This window comes from Streptomyces sp. NPDC020958 (assembly GCF_055562175.1).
In genome coordinates this window covers 51639-71205 of the sequence record NZ_JBVHFU010000002.1, presented here as the reverse complement: position 1 = coordinate 71205, position 19567 = coordinate 51639, and the positions used below count along the sequence as shown (strand labels likewise).

The 19567-nt window shown below is 73.0% G+C and carries 10 protein-coding genes; 9 read left to right on the top strand and 1 reads right to left on the bottom strand.

The genetic code is table 11. The features are described from left to right. The first annotated feature begins 151 nt into the window (after positions 1-151). From ACZ3KP_RS06180 to ACZ3KP_RS06170, 3 genes are all read left to right on the top strand, one after another. On the top strand, positions 152-2353 hold the full coding sequence (locus ACZ3KP_RS06180; protein WP_467496869.1) for an ATP-binding protein: 2202 nt from the start codon (positions 152-154) through the stop codon (positions 2351-2353). Positions 2354-2493: 140 nt separating this feature from the next. Next, on the top strand, positions 2494-4065 hold the full coding sequence (locus ACZ3KP_RS06175) for a PucR family transcriptional regulator (RefSeq protein ID WP_467496867.1): 1572 nt from the start codon (positions 2494-2496) through the stop codon (positions 4063-4065). Between the two features lie 139 nt (positions 4066-4204). Continuing rightward, positions 4205-5653, top strand: a complete 1449-nt coding sequence (locus ACZ3KP_RS06170) for an aldehyde dehydrogenase family protein (RefSeq protein ID WP_358975194.1) — start codon at positions 4205-4207, stop codon at positions 5651-5653. A 365-nt stretch (positions 5654-6018) separates the two neighbouring features. On the opposite strand, the gene ACZ3KP_RS06165 is transcribed toward ACZ3KP_RS06170, so the two are convergent. Continuing rightward, a complete protein-coding gene (locus ACZ3KP_RS06165) occupies positions 6019-8868 on the bottom strand; it encodes a glycoside hydrolase family 3 C-terminal domain-containing protein (RefSeq protein WP_467496865.1) in 2850 nt (949 codons plus the stop codon). A gap of 353 nt (positions 8869-9221) precedes the next feature. Here ACZ3KP_RS06165 and ACZ3KP_RS06160 point away from each other — a divergent pair, with 353 nt between their 5' ends. The 6 genes from ACZ3KP_RS06160 (at position 9222) to ACZ3KP_RS06135 (ending at position 19551) form a co-directional block, all read left to right on the top strand. After that, positions 9222-10913 carry an extracellular solute-binding protein gene (locus ACZ3KP_RS06160; RefSeq protein WP_467496863.1) on the top strand — a complete coding sequence of 564 codons (1692 nt, stop codon included), beginning with the start codon at positions 9222-9224 and terminating at the stop codon, positions 10911-10913. A 27-nt stretch (positions 10914-10940) separates the two neighbouring features. Continuing rightward, the gene (locus tag ACZ3KP_RS06155) at positions 10941-11978 is read left to right on the top strand and encodes an ABC transporter permease (RefSeq protein WP_467496861.1); all 1038 of its coding nucleotides are present in this window, start codon (positions 10941-10943) and stop codon (positions 11976-11978) included. Then, entirely contained in the window at positions 11975-12913 is a 939-nt protein-coding gene (locus ACZ3KP_RS06150; protein ID WP_132889874.1) for a carbohydrate ABC transporter permease, read from the top strand. Before ACZ3KP_RS06155 ends, ACZ3KP_RS06150 begins: the two co-directional genes overlap by 4 nt. A 277-nt stretch (positions 12914-13190) precedes the next feature. Next, on the top strand, positions 13191-15383 hold the full coding sequence (locus ACZ3KP_RS06145; protein WP_467496859.1) for a 1,4-beta-glucanase: 2193 nt from the start codon (positions 13191-13193) through the stop codon (positions 15381-15383). Next, positions 15383-17350 carry a beta-galactosidase gene (locus tag ACZ3KP_RS06140; protein ID WP_467496857.1) on the top strand — a complete coding sequence of 656 codons (1968 nt, stop codon included), beginning with the start codon at positions 15383-15385 and terminating at the stop codon, positions 17348-17350. Before ACZ3KP_RS06145 ends, ACZ3KP_RS06140 begins: the two co-directional genes overlap by 1 nt. Beyond that, positions 17347-19551, top strand: coding sequence for a glycosyl hydrolase family 95 catalytic domain-containing protein (locus tag ACZ3KP_RS06135; protein WP_467496855.1), 2205 nt, complete (start codon positions 17347-17349; stop codon positions 19549-19551). Before ACZ3KP_RS06140 ends, ACZ3KP_RS06135 begins: the two co-directional genes overlap by 4 nt. Positions 19552-19567 lie beyond the last annotated feature (16 nt).

The window sequence follows — 19567 nt, the reverse complement described above, 5'->3', positions numbered from 1 at the left end:
CGTGGCGTTGTCCGTCATGGACATAGTGCCGCGCAAGGGGCCGTGGCCGGACCGCGAGGCTCCTCGGCCGCGTAAGCGGTGAACTCCCTTGGGGTGAGCGTTAGATTGGCCGCTGACGGTGGACGGAACGGCTGGTCAGGGAGCGAGAGCGATGGACAGCGACGGGACGCGGGACGCCCGGGGCACGCATGCGAATCCTGTGCCGCGTCCGGCGGGGCCGCAGGACACGGGCGCCGCGCCGGTCGAGGCGTCCGCGGTGCCGACCGGGGCGTCCGCCGTGCCGGCCGGCACCTTCTCGGTGCCGCCGCGGCCGACGGCACCGCCGACGGTGCCCCCGCTGCCGGACGGCGCGGCCTTCCTCGGCTGGCTGCGCACCCCCCGGCCGGAGGCGGCCCCGGGGGTGTGGCGGTTCGGGTACCGGGCGCGGCCCACCGAGGAGCCCGAGGCGATCCCGGCCCGGCAGCTGCTGAGCGGCGCGCTGATCGCGTTCCTGGTCGGCTGGCTGCTCTGGTCGCTGCTGTGGAACGGTTACCTGGGCGGCTGGTGGGTGGTCCCGCTGGAGCTGTTCACCCCGGACTCCTGGCGGCACAGCGGCGACGCCGTCGGCAACGCGTTCCTCTGGTACGGCTACTACGCGCTGATCGCCCTCGCGATCGCGCTCGTCGTCGGCCGTCTCGGCCGCTGGGGCGAGGTCTGGCGCCGCTACGGCCCGCCCGCCTGGAACCCGGCCACGCCGGCCGCCGAGCGGCCGCCCGCCCCCGAGCAGGACCCCGCCGAATTCGTGTACCTCCGCCAGGCCGGCGCGCACGAGGCCGCCGACCGGCTGGCCGCGGAGGCGCGTGGCGGCCTGATGCGGGACGTGGACCACGCCCGCATCGCCCGTGCCTGGCAGGGGGTGCAGAGCGGCCGGCACGGCATGGCCGCCTTCTGCGCCGCCGTCGTCAAGGACGGCGCCGCCGCCTGCCTGCACCCCTCCGGCGAACGCGACCTGCCCGCCCGGCACGCCCGGCACGACCTGGTGACCGGCCAGGTCCGGCTCGGCACGACGGCCGACGACCCCCGCAACCCCTACCACTACCGGGGCACCGGCCTCGCCCTCGGCCCCGACCTGCTCGGCACCTCCCTGCTCGCCGTCGGCCCGGCCGGCTCCGGCAAGACCGGGTCCCTGGTCCGCCCGCTCGCCGAGTCGCTGTGCCTGCACGCGCTCGCCGGGCGCGCCTCCGTGGTCGTCGTCGGCGCGGCCGGCGCCGGGCTCGGACCCGCCGACGCCTACGACGTCGTCGTCCGCATCGCCCACCCCGAGTCCGTCTACGACCTCGACCTGTACGGCGGCACCACCGACCCCGACGAAGCCGCCGCCATACTCGCCGAGGCCCTCGTCGGCGACCTCGCCGACCCGCACCCCGGCAGCGACAGCCGTCGCTCCACCACCGTCCTCGCCCAGCTGCTCGGCCCCTTCAGGGCGGTGCACGGCCGCTTCCCCTCGGTGCCCGAGCTCCGCCAGCTCCTCGACGGGGCCGCCGGCCCGCTGGCCGCGCTCCGCAAGGGGCTCAGCGTCACGGGGCACGAGTCGCTGCTGCGCGAACTCGACGCCCGGGAACGCCAGATGGGCCACCCCGGCGACGTGGGAGGGGTCCTCGCCGACCGCATCGCCCTGCTCGACCGCCCGGCCTTCGCCGGCTTCTTCGACACCTCGGGACAGACCCGCCCCTTCTCCCTCAAGGCCCTCGACCACCCGGTCCGGGTCCGCATCGACCTGCCCGAGCGCGGCCACGCCGACGCCTCCCGCATCCTGGCCCGCCTGGTGCTCGCCCAGTTCACGGCGAGCGTGACCGTACGGGACGACCGCTCGCTCTTCGCCTGCCTGCTCCTGGACGACGCGACGGGCGTCGTCACCCCCGAGGCGGTGCGCGGCATCCAGCGGCTGCGCTCGGCCAACGCGGGCGTCGCGCTGACCCTGCGTACCCTCGACGACGTACCCCGCCCGCTGCGCGGTCCGCTGCTCGGCGCCGCCGGCTGCCGGATGGCCTTCGCCGGCCTCACCCCCTGGGACGGCCAGGACTTCGCCGAGGTGTGGGGCAAGGAGTGGACCGAGACCCGGGACGTCACCGACCGGCAGATCATCGCGGAGACCCCGGCCGGCAAGGCGCTGCACGTCGTCCGCCGGGTGATCACGGGCAAGGCGCCCACCGCGCGGGCGGTCACCGTACGGCAGGTGGAGCGGGAGCGCTGGTCCGCCTCCGAACTGGCGCACGGGGTGCCCGCCGGTCACGCCGTCCTCTCCCTGACGACGGTCAAGGGCGAACACGCGCCGCCCCTGCTGGTGGACCTGCGGAGCGGCGGCCGGGCCTGAACGGGGGCGCACAAGCGACCGTACAGTGAGGCAGAATCGACAGTGGCCCTTCGTACGGGACGGCCAAACTGCCCGCTGCCCTGTCGCGACTGTCACGACCGTCCCGACGGTCACGACCGAAGAGAAGACCTGACGGCCCGATGCCACCGACGCTCGCCTCGCTCGTCCACCACTCCGCGCTCAAACTGACCGTGCGCGCGGGCGAGGGCCGCCTCGACGTGCCCGTGCGCTGGGCCCATGTCAGCGAACTCGCCGACCCGGTGCCGTACATGGAGGGCGGCGAACTGCTCCTGATCACCGCGCTGAAACTGGACGCGGAGGATCCCCAGGCCATGCGGCGGTATGTGAAACGCCTGGTCGGAGCGGGTGTGGTGGGTCTCGGCTTCGCCGTCGGGGTCAACTATGAGGAGATCCCCGACGCGTTGGTCGACGCGGCGGAGAAGGAGGGCCTGCCCCTCCTGGAGGTGCCGCGCCGCACCCCCTTCCTCGCCATCAGCAAGGCGGTCTCGGCGGCGATCGCGGCCGACCAGTACCGCGCGGTGACCGCGGGCTTCGCCGCCCAGCGGGAACTGACCAGGCAGGCGCTGAACGCGGGACCCGAGGGGCTGCTGTCCGCGCTCGCCGCCCAGGTGGACGGCTGGGCGGCGCTGTACGACGCGTCCGGCGCGGTGGTGGCGACCGCACCGGAGTGGGCGGGGCGCCGGGCGGCACGGCTCACCGCGGAGGTGGAACGCCTCCGGGAGCGCCCGGCACCGGCGTCCTCGGTGGTGGGCGGCCCCGACCACGAGGACCGGGTCGAGCTGCACTCCCTCGGGACGGGCCGCCGCCCGCGCGCCGCCCTCGCGGTCGGTACGGCGGCGGCCCTCGGCACGGCCGAGCGCTACGCCGTCCACTCCGCCATCGCCCTGCTCACCCTCACGACGGAACGCTCCCGTTCGCTGCACGCGGCCGAGCAGCGGGTCGGGGAGGCGGTGCTGCGCATGCTGCTCGCCGGGCAGCCGGACCACGCGCGGGCCGTCGCCGGAGACCTGTACGGGAGGCTGCTCGACGCACCCTTCCGGGTGCTCGTCGCGGACGCGGGCGGCGAACTGCGGGCCGGCCTCACCGAGGTGGTGGAGTCGGCCGCGGCGCGTTCCGGGGAGGCGGTCCTGGTGGTGCCCGAGGGGGAGGAGCGGCTGGTGGTGCTGGCCGCCGACGGAGGCGCGGCGGTGACGGCGTGCACGGAGTACGCGGCGGCCTGGGAGGCCGCCCGGACGGCGGCCGACGAGCAGGGCGGCGGAGACGCCGAGGAACTGGTCGTGGGCCTGTCCGCGCCGGCCGGCCCGACCGGCGCCGCGGCCGCCTGCAGGCAGGCCGAACAGGCGCTGTCGGTGGCCCGGCGCAGGGGCCGGGTCCTGGTCGAGCACGAGCAGCTGGCGTCGGGCTCGGTGCTGCCGCTGCTGGCCGACGACGCGGTGCGGGCGTTCGCGGACGGCCTGCTGAGGGCGCTGCGCGAGCACGACGCGACCGGCCGGGGTGACCTGGTCGCCTCGCTGCGGGCCTGGCTCTCCCGGCACGGCCAGTGGGACGCGGCGGCCGCGGACCTGGGCGTCCACCGCCACACCCTGCGCTACCGGATGCGCAGGGTGGAGGAGATCCTCGGCCGCTCCCTGGACGACCCGGACGTACGGATGGAACTGTGGCTGGCCCTGAAGGCGACGTCAGCGGACTGACCCGGCGGCGGCGCCCCTGACAAAGCGTCGCACCCGCGCCCGCCACCACTACACCCCGGACAAACGCACCGCCGCCCCCGGCGACCTACCGTGGACCCGAACGCACACACCCCCAACGCGGAAGGGCCGGGGCCCGCACATGACTTCCACCACCGCCTTCTGGCTCGCCGGCCGCCAGGTCACCGGCGAGGACACCTTCGACGTCACCAGCCCGTGGGACGGTCGTCTCGTGGGCAGGGTCGGCGTCCCCACCGACGCCCAGGTCGAAGAGGCCGTCGCCGCCGCGTACGCCGTACGCGACGAGTTCGCCGCCACTCCGGCCCACGTACGCGCCGCCGCCCTCGACCACGTCAGCCGCCGCCTCGCCGAGCGCACCGAGGAGATAGCCCAGCTGATCTCCGCCGAGAACGGCAAGCCGATCAAGTGGGCCCGCGGCGAGGTCGGCCGTGCGGTCTCGGTGTTCCGGTTCGCCGCCGAAGAGGCCCGCCGCTTCAACGGCGGCGAGGCCCAGCGCCTCGACACCGACCTCGGCGGCCAGGGCCGGCTCGCGCTGACCCGCCGCTTCCCGAAGGGCGTCGTCCTCGGTATCGCGCCCTTCAACTTCCCGCTCAACCTGTGCGCCCACAAGATCGCCCCGGCCATCGCGGCCGGCGCGCCGATCATCCTCAAGCCGGCCCCGGCCACCCCCCTCTCCGGCCTGATCATCGGCGACCTGCTCGCCGAGACCACGGGTCTGCCGGCCGGCTCCTGGTCGATCCTCCCGGTCGCCAACGACAAGATGGCCGCCCTCGTCCAGGACGAGCGCCTCCCGGTCATCTCGTTCACCGGTTCCGAGAAGGTCGGCTACTCGATCATGGACTCGGTCCCGCGCAAGCACTGCACCCTGGAGCTGGGCGGCAACGGCGCGGCCGTCGTCCTCGGCGACTACGCGAGCGACGCCGACCTCGACTGGGCCGCCGGCCGCATCGCGACCTTCTCCAACTACCAGGGCGGCCAGTCCTGCATCTCGGTGCAGCGGGTCATCGCCGACGCGTCCGTGTACGACCGTCTGCTGCCGCGCATCGTCGCCGCCGTCGAGGCCCAGGTCACCGGTGACCCCGCCGACCCGAAGACCGACGTCGGCCCGCTGGTCAGCGAGGCCGCCGCGGAGCGCGTCGAGGCGTGGGTGAAGGAGGCCGTCGAGGACGGCGCCACCCTGCTCACCGGCGGCGACCGGGACGGCGCCACCTACGCGCCGACCGTCCTCACCGACGTCCCGGCCGACACCACCGTCTCCTGCGAGGAGGTCTTCGGGCCCGTCCTCACGGTGCAGAAGGTGAACGGCGAGGCCGAGGCCTTCGCCGCCGTCAACGACTCCAAGTACGGCCTCCAGGCGGGCGTCTTCACCCACGACGTAGGGACCGCCTTCCGGGCCCACCGCGCCCTGGAGGTCGGCGGTGTGATCATCGGCGACGTCCCCTCCTACCGCGCCGACCAGATGCCGTACGGCGGCGTCAAGCAGTCCGGCGTCGGCCGCGAGGGCGTCAGGTTCGCGATGGACGACTACACCTACGAGCGAGTCCTGGTCCTCACCGGCCTCGCCCTCTGACCTCCCCGAAACACCCACCACGGCCGGAGCCCGCTGTGCGGGGGCTCCGGCCGCGCCGGTGGTTCCGGCGTCCGCGCGGTGCCCCGCTGATCTGCTGGACGGACCGGCCCGACGGACGGGCAGCGGACCGCCACATCGTCCTCAACCGCCGGACCGACCGCCGGTCTTTGCGGCCGGCGCCGCATAGATGTACTCGCTGCCCCAGCGATCCCCGTCGAGGTCGTTCTCGACGCACCACGACTGACGCGCAGCCACCCCCTTTCAAGAGCAGCGCCCGACAGCCCCGCTTCACCACGAGCGTTCCTGTCCGTCGTCCTCGGGCCGGCCGTCTGCGAAGACGAACAGTGGCTTGGCGCCACGGACCCTCAGCCGGAGAAGTCCAGGTGCGCGAGCCGCAGCGGGCCGTGCAGTTCGATGCGCAGGTCGTGGACGCCCTCGGCGGCGAGGTCCGCGGTGAGCGTGGTGTAGGTGTACACGTCCGCGGTGGGCTCGCCGAGGGTGAGTACGGCCGTCCGCCCGCCGCCGTCCAGGGTCAGCTCCAGCGTGCCCGCGCCCGAGACCAGCGCCCGGACCGTCGTCACTCCGGTGCTGAAGTCGCAATCCCGGTAGAGGAGTTCACCGGGTCCGTCGCCCTCGGGGGTGACCGCGTCGCCCGCCGACTTCGACCGGTCCACGAGCGCGGTGCCCGACTGCTCGTCGAAGTCGGCCGCGTCCAGGCCGCGTTCGGCGACGGGACGCGGCACCGCCCGCTCGCCGTCCAGGACCAGGGTCGTACGCAGCCGGATGTCCTCGCTGGACGCGCCCACCAGCACGTCGTACGGACCCTGCTCCAGGCGGCGGGCACCGCTCCGCACGTCCCAGAAGGCGAGGGCGGTGAGCGGGACCTCGAAGAGCAGGCCGGCGCGCTCGCCCGGGGACAGGGTGATCCTGCGGTGGTCGAGGAGTTCGCGGCGCGGGCGGGGCACGGAGGGTTCGACGGCGCGGGCGTAGAGCTGGGGCACCTCGTCCGCCGTCATGTCGCCCGTGTTGGTGACGGTGCACGAGACGCGGAGCGCCCCGTCGCGCACCTCGGCCGTCAGGTCCGCGTAGGAGAAGGACGCGTAGGACAGGCCGTGGCCGAACGGGAAGAGCGGGGTGCCCTCGAAGTAGAGGTACGTCTGGCGCGAGCCCAGGATGTCGTAGTCGAGGAGGCCGGGCAGGTCGGCGTCGGAGGCGTACCAGGTCTGCGGGAGGCGGCCCGCGGGCGAGACGTCACCGGCCAGCACGCGGGCGAGGGCGGTGCCGGCTGCCTGGCCGCCGTGGGCCGTCCAGAGCACGGCCGGCAGGCCGGCCGGGTCCACGGCGTAGGGGTAGGCCGACGTCAGTGCCAGGACGGTGTTCGGGTTCGCGGCGCGGGCCGCGCGCAGCAGGCGTTCCTGCTGCGGGGGCAGCGCCAGGGTCGTACGGTCCTCGGTCTCCCGGCCGTTGATGTGCGGGTCGTTGCCCGCGACCACCAGGACCGCGTCGGCCGCGGCGGCCACCCTGGCGACGGTGTCCGCGCCGCGCTCCACGACGATCATGTCGAAGACCGCCGCGTTCTCGGCGGCAACCCGGACCCCGTCCGCGGCGACACAGACGTGGCGGCCCGTGCCGAGATGCCGGAGGAGGTGACCGTCGTCGTGGGGTTCCAGGCGGAACGTCTCCTGCACGACCCAGCCGCCGGGCTGGTCCGCGGCGGCGCGCACGAAGCCGTCGTCGGCGACCGAGAGGTAGCGGCCGTCCGGGGCGCGCAGCGTCAGCACCCCCTCGCCCCAGTCGAGGAGGGCGAACTCGGTTCCGGTGGCGTCGGTGCCGAGCGGCGGGAGGTCCGTCCGGCCCGCGAGCAGCGCCGGGTCCAGGGCGCCCGCCGCGCCGCGCACCTCGTCGGCGGCCTCGGGAGCGGGCGGGACGTGCAGGAAGGTGCCGTCGGCGAGCCTCAGCCGGACCCGGTCCACGCCCTCCGCGAACTCCACGCGCCCCGCGCCGAACCGTTCGTACAGGCCCTCCAGCGGGGTGGCCCGGTGCAGCAGGGTGCCGCTGTACCAGTCCAGCTTGCACTCGTCGGCGAGCAGGCCGACCACGGCGAGCCGGGTGTCGGGCGCGAGCGGCAGCAGGTCACCGTCGTTCTTGAGGAGGACGACCGCCTGCTCCGCCGCCTCCCGGGCGAGGTCCCGGTGCGCCGCGGTGTCGAACTCCGGGGACCCGGCGGTGGGCAGGTGCGGGTCGTGGTCCGGGTCGAACTCGCCGAGCCGGAAGCGGACCGAGAGCTGGCGGCGCACCGCCGTGTCGATGTCGGCCTCCGTCAACAGGCCTTCGGACAGCGCCCCGTTGACGCGTGCGATGATCCCCGAGGCGTCCGTGCCGTGGTCGGTGAAGCTGTCGACGCCCGCGAGCAGGGCGGCCGCCGTGGCCTCCTCGTGGGTGTCGAAGTAGTGCTCGTGGTCGACCAGGTTGGAGGGCGCGCCGGCGTCCGAGCAGACCAGCAGCTCCTCGTCGGTCCAGGTGCGCAGGTGCTCGCGCAGGTACGGGGAGACGTGGTTGGGACGGCCGTTGACCAGGTTGTACGCGGGCATCACCCCGGCCACCGCGCCCGCCCGGACGGTCTCCTCGAAGGCGCGCAGGTCGTACTCGTGCAGCACGCGCGGGCGCACCGAGGAGGACGAGGTGGCCCGGTCCGTCTCGTTGTTGTGGGCCAGCCAGTGCTTCAGGACGGGGGCGGTGCGCCAGTACACCGGGTGGTCGCCGCGCAGCCCGCGGGTGTAGGCGGTGGCGAGGGCGGAGGTCAGCTTCGGGTCCTCCGAGTAGCCCTCCTCGTTGCGGCCCCACAGCGGGTGGCGCAGCAGGTTCACCGTCGGCGCCCAGACGTTGAGGCCCACGCGGTCGTCGCGTGCCCGCATCGCCCGGACCTCCTTGGACACCGCCTCGCCGACCCGGCGGACGAGCTCGGTGTTCCAGGTCGCGCCGAGCCCCACCGCCTGCGGGAAGACCGTGGCCGGGCCCATCCAGGCCACGCCGTGCAGGGCCTCCTGGCCGGTGCGGAAGGCGGCGATGCCGAGGCGCTCGACGGCAGGCGTGAACTGGTGCAGGAAGGAGACCTTCTCGTCCAGGGTGAGGCGTGCCAGCAGGTCGTCGATGCGCTTCGCGAACGGCAGGTGCGGATCGCGGAAAGGCGGCGTAGGCGGCGTTGGTGCGGTCACGTGGCGTTCCCCTTGCGCTGGAGCGGCGAGACGCTTTCGAAGCGCTTCGATGCTCATTCGACGCTGGGGCGGGTGTCAAGGGATGCACACCGCGATTTCAAGCAGCGCATGCAAAGTGGTCACTCTCGGCGGTGCGGAGGAATCTTGGAAGCGACCCTTGTGCACCCCCCGGTGTTCACTTAACCTCGCAGCAACATCGAAGCGCTTCGACTAGCGATTTCCGCCCAGCGATCCCCTGACCGGAGCCGGGCGACAGCGGTCGGAGCACCGCTTCTGCTCAGCCAGTTCCACTCGAGACACCGCAGCCGACGGCCACCGCCGGGTGTCCTGGTGCGCCATGAAGGGTTGACGCAATGACGCCGAACGCCGCTTCCGCCCCCTCCGGGCCGAGCCGGAGAAGTTTCCTCGCCTCCACGGCCGTCGCCACCGCAGCGGTGGCGGGCGGGATGCCGTTGCTCGCGGCGTGCGGGGCGTCGGACAGCGGGTCGGGAGGGGGCTCCTCCTCGGGCAAGGACGCGAAGAAGCTGCTGCCGTCCTACGTCGCCAACAACGTGGTGACCCCGGACATCCCGGCGAAGAACGGCTCCGCGATCGGTTTCACCGCCAAACTCGACCTGGCGACCCTGAAGACCTCCGTCCCGAAGAAGCTCGGCAAGGGCGGCAAGGTCACCGTCATGTCCCCGTTCTGGGGCTCCCCGCCGAAGCAGGACAACGCCTACTACCAGGCGATGAACGACCTGATCGGCGTCGACGTCCAGTGGCAGAACCAGGACGGCAACACCTACGACCAGAAGCTGGGCGCGGTCCTCGCCTCCAGCGACGTACCGGACGTCGTGGTGGTCCCGGGCTGGAACATGGGCGGCAAGATCCCCTCCGCCATCATCAGCAAGTTCGCCGATCTCGGCCCGTACCTGTCGGGCGACAAAGTCAAGGACTACCCGAACCTGGCCGCCATCCCGACCGACGCCTGGCGGCGCTGCATCTTCGGCGGCAAACTGCGCGGCCTGCCGCAGCCCGCGCCGTACGTCACCCGGATCGTGCCCCTCTACCGCAAGGACATCTTCGACAAGACGGGGTACGCCGTCCCGCGGTCGGCGGACGAGTTCCTCTCCCTCGCCAAGGAGATCACCGACGCCAAGGCCAAGCGCTGGGCGTGCCTGGACATGAAGTGGACCGCCTTCCAGTCCTTCGGTGTGCTCTCCGGCAGCGAGAAACCGCTCGGCTGGAACCTCGTCGACGGCAAGCTGGTCAACCGCATCGAGACCCAGGAATACCTCGAAGCGCTGGAGTGGGCCCGCAAGCTCTTCGCCGCCGGGGTCGTGCACCCCGACGCGATGCTGGGCAAGAACGCCCCCGACCCGGGCCCGAAGTTCGCGGCCGGCGAGTTCCTGATCTACCCCAACGACATCAGCCAGTGGTGGGGCCGCACCGCGGAACAGGCCACCCAGAACCCCGGGTTCAAGATCTGGGGCATGGACATCTTCGGTCACGACGGCGGCGACCCGCAGCTGTGGGCCGAACAGCCCGCCGGCATCTTCGCCTTCATCAACAAGAACGCCTCGGAGTCCGTGATCCGCGACGTGCTGGCCGTCGCCAACGTCACCGCCGCGCCGTACGGCACCAAGGAGTACATGCTCACCAACTACGGCCCCGAGGGCACCGACTACACCGTGAAGAACGGCGTGCCCACCAAGACCACCCAGGGCAACAACGAGGTCCTCAACGCCTACGTCATGGTCGCCAGCCCCGCCGCCACCATCGCCCACCCCGACTTCCCCGAGGTCGCCAAGGCCCAGGTCGAGTGGCAGCAGCGGATGGGCGCCTTCACCAAGAAGTCCAGCTTCTACGGCCAGATGATCACCGAGCCGTCCCGCTACACGAACCTCGGCAACGACTTCGAGCAACTGGAAGACGACATCACCCGCGGCCGCAAGAAGATCAGCGACATGCAGCAGGCCGTCTCCGACTGGCGGAGCAAGGGCGGCGACAAGCTGCGCGACTGGTACCAGAAGCTGCTCGACGACAGCGGCTCCACGGCGAGCTGACCGGGCACCGAGGCAAGGAGAACGGCCGTGTCCCACAGCACGGTGCCTCGCAGCAGAGCCGAGGCAGACGACAGGGCGGGGAGGACCGCGGTGGCGTCCGACGGCACCACCGCAGGCGGCGGGAAGGAGAAGGCCGGGAAACTGAGCCTGCGCCTCAGATTCAGACGCGACCGGACGCTGATCCTGATGACGCTGCCGGCGGTCCTGCTCCTCCTGGTCTTCAACTACCTGCCGATCCTCGGCAACATCGTCGCCTTCCAGGACTACGACCCGTACGTCAGCGACAACGGCATCGTCTCCATGCTGCACAGCGCCTGGGTGGGCGTGGAGAACTTCCAGCAGATCTTCGCGGACTCGGCGTTCTGGAACGCGGTGAAGAACACCCTGGTGCTGTTCTTCCTGCAACTCGTGCTGTTCTTCCCGGTCCCGATCGCCCTCGCGCTGCTCATCAACAGCGTGGTCCGGCCCCGGCTCCGGGCGCTCTCCCAGGCGATCCTCTACCTCCCGCACTTCTTCTCCTGGGTGCTGGTCATCTCCGTCTTCCAGCAGATCTTCGGCGGCGCGGGCGTGCTCTCGCAGCTGCTGCGGCAACACGGGTACGACGGCCTCACGATCATGACCGACCCGTCGACCTTCAAGTTCCTGGTCACGGCGGAGAGCGTCTGGAAGGACGCCGGCTGGGGGATCATCGTCTTCCTCGCCGCGCTGGCCTCGGTCAGCCCCGACCTGTACGAGGCCGCCGCGATGGACGGCGCGGGCCGCTGGCGCCGCATCTGGCACGTCACGCTCCCCGCGCTGCGCCCGGTGATCGCGCTGCTGCTGGTGCTGCGCGTCGGTGACGCGCTGACCGTCGGCTTCGAACAGATCCTGCTGCAGCGGGACGCGGTCGGACCGGGAGCCGCGGAGGTCCTCGACACCTTCGTCTGGTGGAACGGCGTCCGCAACCAGGACTTCGGCTACGCGGCCGCCGCCGGCCTCATCAAGGGCGTGGTCAGCCTCGGCCTCGTCCTCGTCGCGAACAAGGTGGCCCATCTCATGGGCGAGCAGGGGGTGTACAAGAAGTGACCGCCGTCATCGACAAGCCGCCCGTGCGGGAACCCTCCCGGTGGGCCGCGCCGCCCCGGCCGGTCTGGGAGGAGGAGCCCAGCAAGGCCGGTGTGGCGGGCAAGGGCCTCGTCCTCACCCTCGCCTGCCTCGGTGTCCTCTTCCCGCTGTGGATCATCGTGGTCACCAGCCTCTCCTCGCGGAAGACGATCGACGAGGCCGGCGGACTGGTGATGGTGCCCAGGAGCATCACCTTCGTCGCCTACCGGGAGCTGCTGAGCGGCGGCCAGGTCACCCGGGCCGCGGTCATCAGCGTCCTGATCACCGTCGTCGGCACGCTGTTCTCGATGACCGTGTCGGTGCTGTGCGCCTACGGCCTCTCGCGCATCGGCTCCCTCGGGCACCGCTGGTTCCTGATGCTGCTGCTCGCGACCATGTTCTTCAGCGCGGGCCTGATCCCGACGTACCTCCTGGTCCAGTCCCTGGGCCTGACCGACACCTACCTCGCCCTGATCCTTCCGAGCGCGGTGAGCGTCTTCAACATCCTCGTCCTGCGCGGGTTCTTCATGGGGATCTCGCAGGAACTCATCGACAGCGCCCGCATCGACGGCGCCGGGGACTTCCGGATCCTGTGGCAGATCGTCATGCCGCTGTCCCGGGCGGTGCTGGCCGTGATCACCCTGTTCTACGCGGTGGGGTACTGGAGCGCCTGGTTCAACGCGTCCCTCTACCTCAACGACCAGGACATGATGCCGCTGCAGAACGTCATGATCCAGCTGGTCCAGAAGCAGCAGGCCCCGGTGGGGCTGGGGCAGGCGATCAAGACGGGCCAGCTGTCGTACCTGTCGGTGCAGATGGCGGTGATGGTGATGGCGCTGCTGCCGGTGGCGGTCCTGTCGCCGTTCGTCCAGAAGCACTTCAAGAAGGGGATGCTCACCGGGGCGGTCAAGGGGTAGCCGACGGCGCCTTCCGGGAGGGGCGGCGGGCAGCGTCGGCGACTGCGGGTGCTTCGTGGCTGATCGCGCAGTTCCTCCCCCAGCCTTCGGCCGGGGGTACCCCCAGCGCCCCCAAAGGCGCGCTTCCCAGCCGTGCCTCACAGAGCTGCGGGCATGCGTGCCGCCCGGGGCGGCACGGGTGGGCGCAGCGGCGCCCCGCCCGCGCCGGTGAGGTGAAACGCCGGTACCCCGACCGCACCCCGGACCACCAACCCACCCACGTCACCGAAGGTCCCCCATGCCCACCCTGAGCCGCAGAACCCTCCTCGCCGGTACGGCAGCAGCGACCGCCCTCACCGCTCTCCCCACCTTCACCGCCCCCGCCCACGCGGCCCAGCCCGAGCCGCAGGCGTACCGCTGGCGCAACGTCGTCATCGGCGGCACCGGCTTCATCACCGGTGTCCTCTTCCACCCCACCGTCCCCGGCCTCGCCTACGCCCGCACCGACATCGGCGGCGCCTACCGCTGGGACGCCCGCCACGCCCGCTGGACGCCGCTCACCGACCACCTCGGCTGGGACGACTGGAACCTCCTCGGGGTCGAGGCCCTCGCCGTGGACCCCGCCCATCCGGACCGGCTCTACCTCGCGTGCGGCACGTACTCCCAGTCCTGGGCGGGCAACGGCGCCGTCCTGCGCTCGGAGGACCGCGGCGCCACCTGGACCCGTACCGACCTCACCGTCAAGCTCGGCGCCAACGAGGACGGCCGGGGCACGGGCGAGCGCCTCCTGGTCGACCCGCGGGACAGCGACACGCTGTGGCTGGGCACCCGGCACGACGGGCTGCTCAGATCGACCGACCGGGGCGCCACCTGGTCGGCGGTCACCGGCTTCCCGCCCGCCCCCGCGGCCTCCGGCCAGGGCGTCACCCTGCTCGTCGCGGTCGGCCGTACGGTGTACGCCGGCTGGGGTGACGGTGACGGCGGCGCCACCGCCGTCACCCTGTACCGCACCGCCGACGGAACCGGCTGGGAAGCCGTACCCGGGCAGCCCACCGGCACCGCCGCCAGGATCCCGGTGCGCGCCGCCTACGACCGTCACGCCCGTGAGCTGTACGTGACGTACGCCGACGCCCCCGGCCCCAACGGGCAGGCGTCCGGCAGCGTGCACAAGCTCGCCACGAGCCGTGACGAGTGGACCGAGGTCACCCCGGTCCGGCCCGGCGGCAGCGACACCTTCGGCTACGGCGGCGTCGCCGTCGACGCCCGCAGGCCCGGCACCGTCGTCGTCTCCACCAACAACCGGTGGACGGCCGTCGACACCCTCTACCGGACCACCGACGGCGGCCGCACCTGGACGTCCCTGAAGGATTCCGCCGTCCTCGACGTGTCCGAGACCCCCTTCCTCACGTTCGGCGGCGACCGGCCCAAGTTCGGCTGGTGGATCCAGGCCGTCGCCGTCGACCCGTACGACTCGAAGCACGTCCTCTACGGCACCGGTGCCACCCTCTACGGCACCCGTGACCTCGTCCACTGGGCCCCGCGCGTCCGGGGCCTGGAGGAGACGTCGGTGCTCCGGCTGGTGTCGCCCCCGGCCGGAGAGGCGCACCTGCTGAGCGGCTCGGGGGACATCGGCGTCCTGTACCACGACCGGCTCACCGCGTCCCCGTCCCGCGGCACGGCCACGAACCCCGTGTTCGGGTCGGCGACGGGGCTCGCGCAGGCCGCGGGCAATCCGGCGTACGTGGTCCGCACCGGCTGGGGCGACCACGGCAACGGCGCGTACTCGCACGACGGGGGCCGGACGTGGGCGCCCTTCGCCGCCCAGCCCTCCGTCGCCCACGACGCACCGGGGCCGATCGCCACCAACGCCGACGGCAGCGTGCTGCTGTGGTCCTTCGTGCACTGGGACGGGACCACGTACCCCGCCCACCGGTCGGACGACAACGGCGCCACGTGGACCGAGATCGCCTCCTTCCCGAAGGGCGCCACGCCCGTCGCCGACCCGGCCGACCCGACGCTCTTCTACGCGTACGACACCGTCACCGGAACGCTGCGAGCCAGTACTGACAGCGGCCGGACGTTCACGACGCGGGCGACCGGGCTGCCCGCCGGGGACAGCCAGTTCCAGCTGGTCGCCGCGCCCGGCCGGACCGGCGACCTGTGGCTGAGCGGGAAGGTGAACGGCCTGTACCGGTCCACCGACGGTGGTGCCACCTTCGCCGCGGTCGCGAGCTGCCCGGCCGCGTACACCCTCGGCTTCGGCAAGGCGGCGCCCGGCGCCGGCTACCCGGCGGTCTACCTGGTCGGCTCCACCGGGTCCGGTATCGCCGTCCACCGCTCCGACGACGAGGCGGCCACCTGGACCCGGATCAACGACGACCGGCACCAGTGGGGCTGGACCGGGCAGGCCGTCACCGGCGACCCGCGCGTGTACGGCCGGGTCTACCTGGCCACCAACGGACGCGGCATCCAGTACGGGGAGCCGTGCTGATGCCGGGGCTCTCCGACGCCACCCGCGGCCGCATCCTCTTCGGCGGCGACTACAACCCCGAGCAGTGGCCCGAGGAGACCTGGCACGAGGACGTCCGGCTGATGAAGGCGGCCGGCGTCAACTCCGTCACCATGGGTGTCTTCTCCTGGGCCCGCCTCGAACCCAGTCCGGGGGAGCGCGACTTCGGCTGGCTGGACCGGCTGATGGACCTGATGCACGAGAACGGCATCGGTGTCGTCCTGGCCACTCCGACCTCCGCCCCGCCACCGTGGCTGGGGCGGCTGCACCCCGACACGCTGCCCCGGGACGCCGAAGGACGTATCGAGTGGTGGGGCGGCCGCCAGCACTTCTCGCACTCCAGCGCCACCTACCGCCGCCACGCCGCCGCCATCACCGAGGACCTCGCCGCCCGCTACGCCGGCCACCCCGCCCTCACCATGTGGCACATCAACAACGAGTACTGCACCGTCGACCACGGCGACGAGGCCGCCGCCGCCTTCCGGCGCTGGCTGCGCGACCGCTACGGCACCCTCGAAGCCCTCAACTCCGCCTGGGGGACCGCGTTCTGGAGCCAGAACTACGACACCTGGGACGGCATCCTGCCCGCGCGCCACACGCACTACATGAAGAACCCCGCCCAGGTGCTGGACTTCCGCCGCTTCACCTCCGACATGCTCCTGGAGTGCTTCACGGCCGAGCGGGACATCGTCGCCCGGCACACCCCGCACATCCCGGTGACCACCAACTTCATGCCGCTGTGGATCGGCCAGGACGCCTGGCGCTGGGCCGGCGAGGAGGACGTCGTCTCCGTCGACCTCTACCCCGATCCGCGGGACCCCCTCGGCCCGCAGCACGGCGCGCTCGTCCAGGACCTCGCCCGCTCCCAGGCGCGCGGCCCCTGGATGCTCATGGAGCAGGCCGCCGGGCCGGTCAACTGGCGCGGGGTGAACCACCCCAAGCCGCGCGGCCTCAACCGCCTGTGGTCCCTGCAGGCCGTGGCCCGCGGCGCGGACGCCGTCTGCTACTTCCAGTGGCGGCAGTCGAGGCAGGGCGCCGAGAAGTTCCACTCCGGGATGGTCAGCCACGCGGGGGAGGAGGGCCGCACCTACCAGGAGGTCAGCCAGCTCGGCTCCGAACTGGCCGTGATCGGCGACCGGGTGGCGGGCGGCCGCATCGACGCCGGCATCGCGATCCTCCACGACTGGCACTCCTGGTGGGCCGGCGCCCACGAAGGGCGGCTCTCCACCGAGGTCGACCTCCCCGACGTCCTGGGCGCCTGGCACCGGGCCCTGTGGGAGTCCAGCCTCACCACCGACTTCGCCCACCCGGAACACGACCTGTCCGCCTACCGGCTGGTGGTCGTCCCGCAGCTCTACCTGCTGACCGACGCCGCCGTCGACAACCTCCTGGCCTACGTCCGCGCCGGTGGCACCCTCGTCAGCGGCTTCCTGACCGGCGTCGCGGACGAGGACGACCGGATCCGCCCGGGCGGCATGGACGGCCGGCTGCGGGAGCTGTTCGGCATCCGCACCCTGCACGAGTGGTGGCCGCTGGACGCGGGGGAGACCGTCGCGTGCCGGGGGTTCCGGGGAACGCTGTGGTCGGAGGAGATCGAGGCCGCGCCCGGTGTCGCGCAGACGGTGCCCTACGTCGGCGGGGAACTCGACGGGCTGCCGGCCGTGCTGCGCAACGGGCGCGCCTGGTACCTCTCCACGCTGCCGGAGCCGGCGGCGTTGCGGGCGCTGCTCCGCGAGATCGCCGCCGGGGCCGGCGTCGCCCCGGTGCTGGAAGGGCTGCCGACCGGCGTCGAGGCGGTCCGCCGGGGCGATCTGCTGTTCCTTTTGAATCACGGGCGTGATCGGGTAAAGGTGCTGGTCATGGGAACACACCGAGATCTGCTGACCGGCACGAGCGTCACGGACGAGATCGTGCTCGACCGCTACGGAGTGGCGGTGCTCGCGCCGTGACCGCCACCGGCCCCGTCCACGGCACCTGGGAGCCCGCCCCGGCCGCCCGCTGGGAAGACGCCTTCCTGAGCGGCAACGGCCGGCACGGCGTCCTGGTGTTCGGCGACCCGTACGACGACCGTGTCATCGTCACCCAGCACACCCTGGTCCGCCCGAACGGCGGCGAACACGCCCGTCCGCCCCGCCTGGCGGCCGAACTCGCCGACGTCCAGGACAGGCTGCTCGCCGGCGAGTCGGACGCCGCCGAGCGTTTCACCGACGGCCGTCCGCTCCAGTGGGTGCAGCCCTTCCACCCCGCCTTCCAGGTCCGGCTGCGCAGGCCGAAGGGCCGGACCGACGGCTACCGCCGCTCCGTCGACTTCACCACCGGCGAGGTCACCGCCACCACCGCCGACTGGACCAGCAGGGTCTTCGTCTCCCGCGCGGACGACGTGATCGTGCAGCAGGTCACCGGTACCACCGGTCTCGCCCTCGACATCGCCCTCGACCACCGGCTCCCCGGTGCCCCGCACGACCTGGGCATCGGCCACGGCACCCTGCGCACCCCCGAGGGCGCCCTGCTCAGCCTCCGCGCCCGCTACCCGGGCAGCGACCGCGCCTACACCGGCGTCACCCTCGTCGCCGTCACCGGCGGCACCACCGAACTGGCCCCGCCCGCCCTCCGCGTGACCGAAGCCGACTCCGTCCTCCTCCTCACCCGGGTCCACCGCCACACCGGCGAACTCGACGTGACCGCCGAGGCACGGGCACTCGCCGACCTCCTCGCCGACGAACGGCCGTACGACTCCCTGCTCGCCCGCCACCTCGCCCTGCACCGCTCCGCCTACCGCCGGGTCGTGCTGGACCTGGCCGCCGAACTGGCCGAACGCGCGCTGCCCGGAACCGGGTTGCTCGACCGGCCGCACAGTGCCGCGCTCATGGAGCGGCTGTTCGCGGCCGGCCGCTACCACCTGCTCTCCGCCGCCGGCCTCAACCCGCCCCGCCTGACCGGCCTGTGGACCGGGGACTGGGACACCGCCTGGTCCGGCGCCTTCACCAACGACGCCAACGTCAACCTCCAGACGGCCTCGGCCGCGGCCGCCGCCCTGCCCGAGGTCACCGAGGCGTGCGCCGCGCTGGTCCAGCGGCAGCTCGGCGACTGGCGGGAGAACGCGCGCGCGGTGTTCGGCGCCCGGGGCGTGGTCGCGCCCGCCCACAGCGACGGCGAGTCCGGGCTGTCGTACCACTTCGACCGGGAGTACCCGCTGCACCTGTGGACGGCCGGCGCCGACTGGCTGCTGAAGCCGCTCGTCGACCACGACGAGATCCGCGGCGAGCGCGATCCGCGCACGGCGGACGCGCTCGCCGAGGTCGCCGCGTTCTACGAGGACTTCCTCAGCCGGACCGACGCCGACGGCCACCTGGTGATCGTCCCCTCCTACTCGCCCGAGAACCGGCCCGCGAACGGCAGCTGGGGAGCGATCAACGCGGCGATGGACCTGTCCGCCGCCCGGCACGCCCTGCGGACGGCGGCCGACTACCACCCGGGTCCGGACGCCGACCGCTGGCGCGCCCTCGCCGACCGGCTGCCCCCGCACCGGATCAACGCCGACGGGGCGCTCGCCGAGTGGGCGTGGCCCGGCCTCGACGACAGCTACGACCACCGCCACCTCAGCCACCTCTACGGCGTCTGGCCGCTGGACGAGATCACGCCGTACGACACCCCGGACCTCGCGGCCGCCGCCCACCGGGCCCTCGAACTGCGCGGCGCCGAGAACGACTCCGCGCACGGCCACCTCCACCACGCGCTCATCGCCGCCCGGCTCCGCGACGGCGCACGGGTCGCCGCCGCCCTCGGCCAGGTCCTGGACGGGGACTTCTTCCACGCCTCCCTGATGAGCGCCCACTACCCGCACCGCGACGTCTACAACGCCGACGCCGCGCACACCCTCCCCGCCGTGCTCGTCGAGGCACTCGTGCAGTCCACGCCCGACCGGCTGGTCCTGCTGCCCGCGCTCCCGGCGGCCCTCCCGGCCGGCCGGCTGACCGGCGTCCGCACCAGGTTCGGGGCCGTGATCGACCTCACCTGGAACCCGCGGGAGGCGACCGCGGTGATCCGCCCCACCCGGACCCACCGCGTCGAACTCCGGACTTCCTCCGGCGCGACCCCGCTCGACCTCGTCGCCGGAGAAGACCACGTCCTCACCCTGGGGGCGTGGTGACCACCCCCGCAACTCC

What these genes read in the sequence shown, in the direction of transcription:
- ACZ3KP_RS06175 (WP_467496867.1), top strand. Translation starts at nt 2,494, where the DNA reads ATGCCACCGACGCTCGCCTCGCTCGTCCACCACTCCGCGCTCAAACTG.
- ACZ3KP_RS06170 (WP_358975194.1), top strand. Translation starts at nt 4,205, where the DNA reads ATGACTTCCACCACCGCCTTCTGGCTCGCCGGCCGCCAGGTCACCGGC.
- ACZ3KP_RS06160 (WP_467496863.1), top strand. Translation starts at nt 9,222, where the DNA reads ATGACGCCGAACGCCGCTTCCGCCCCCTCCGGGCCGAGCCGGAGAAGT.
- ACZ3KP_RS06140 (WP_467496857.1), top strand. Translation starts at nt 15,383, where the DNA reads ATGCCGGGGCTCTCCGACGCCACCCGCGGCCGCATCCTCTTCGGCGGC.
- ACZ3KP_RS06180 (WP_467496869.1), top strand. Translation starts at nt 152, where the DNA reads ATGGACAGCGACGGGACGCGGGACGCCCGGGGCACGCATGCGAATCCT.
- ACZ3KP_RS06145 (WP_467496859.1), top strand. Translation starts at nt 13,191, where the DNA reads ATGCCCACCCTGAGCCGCAGAACCCTCCTCGCCGGTACGGCAGCAGCG.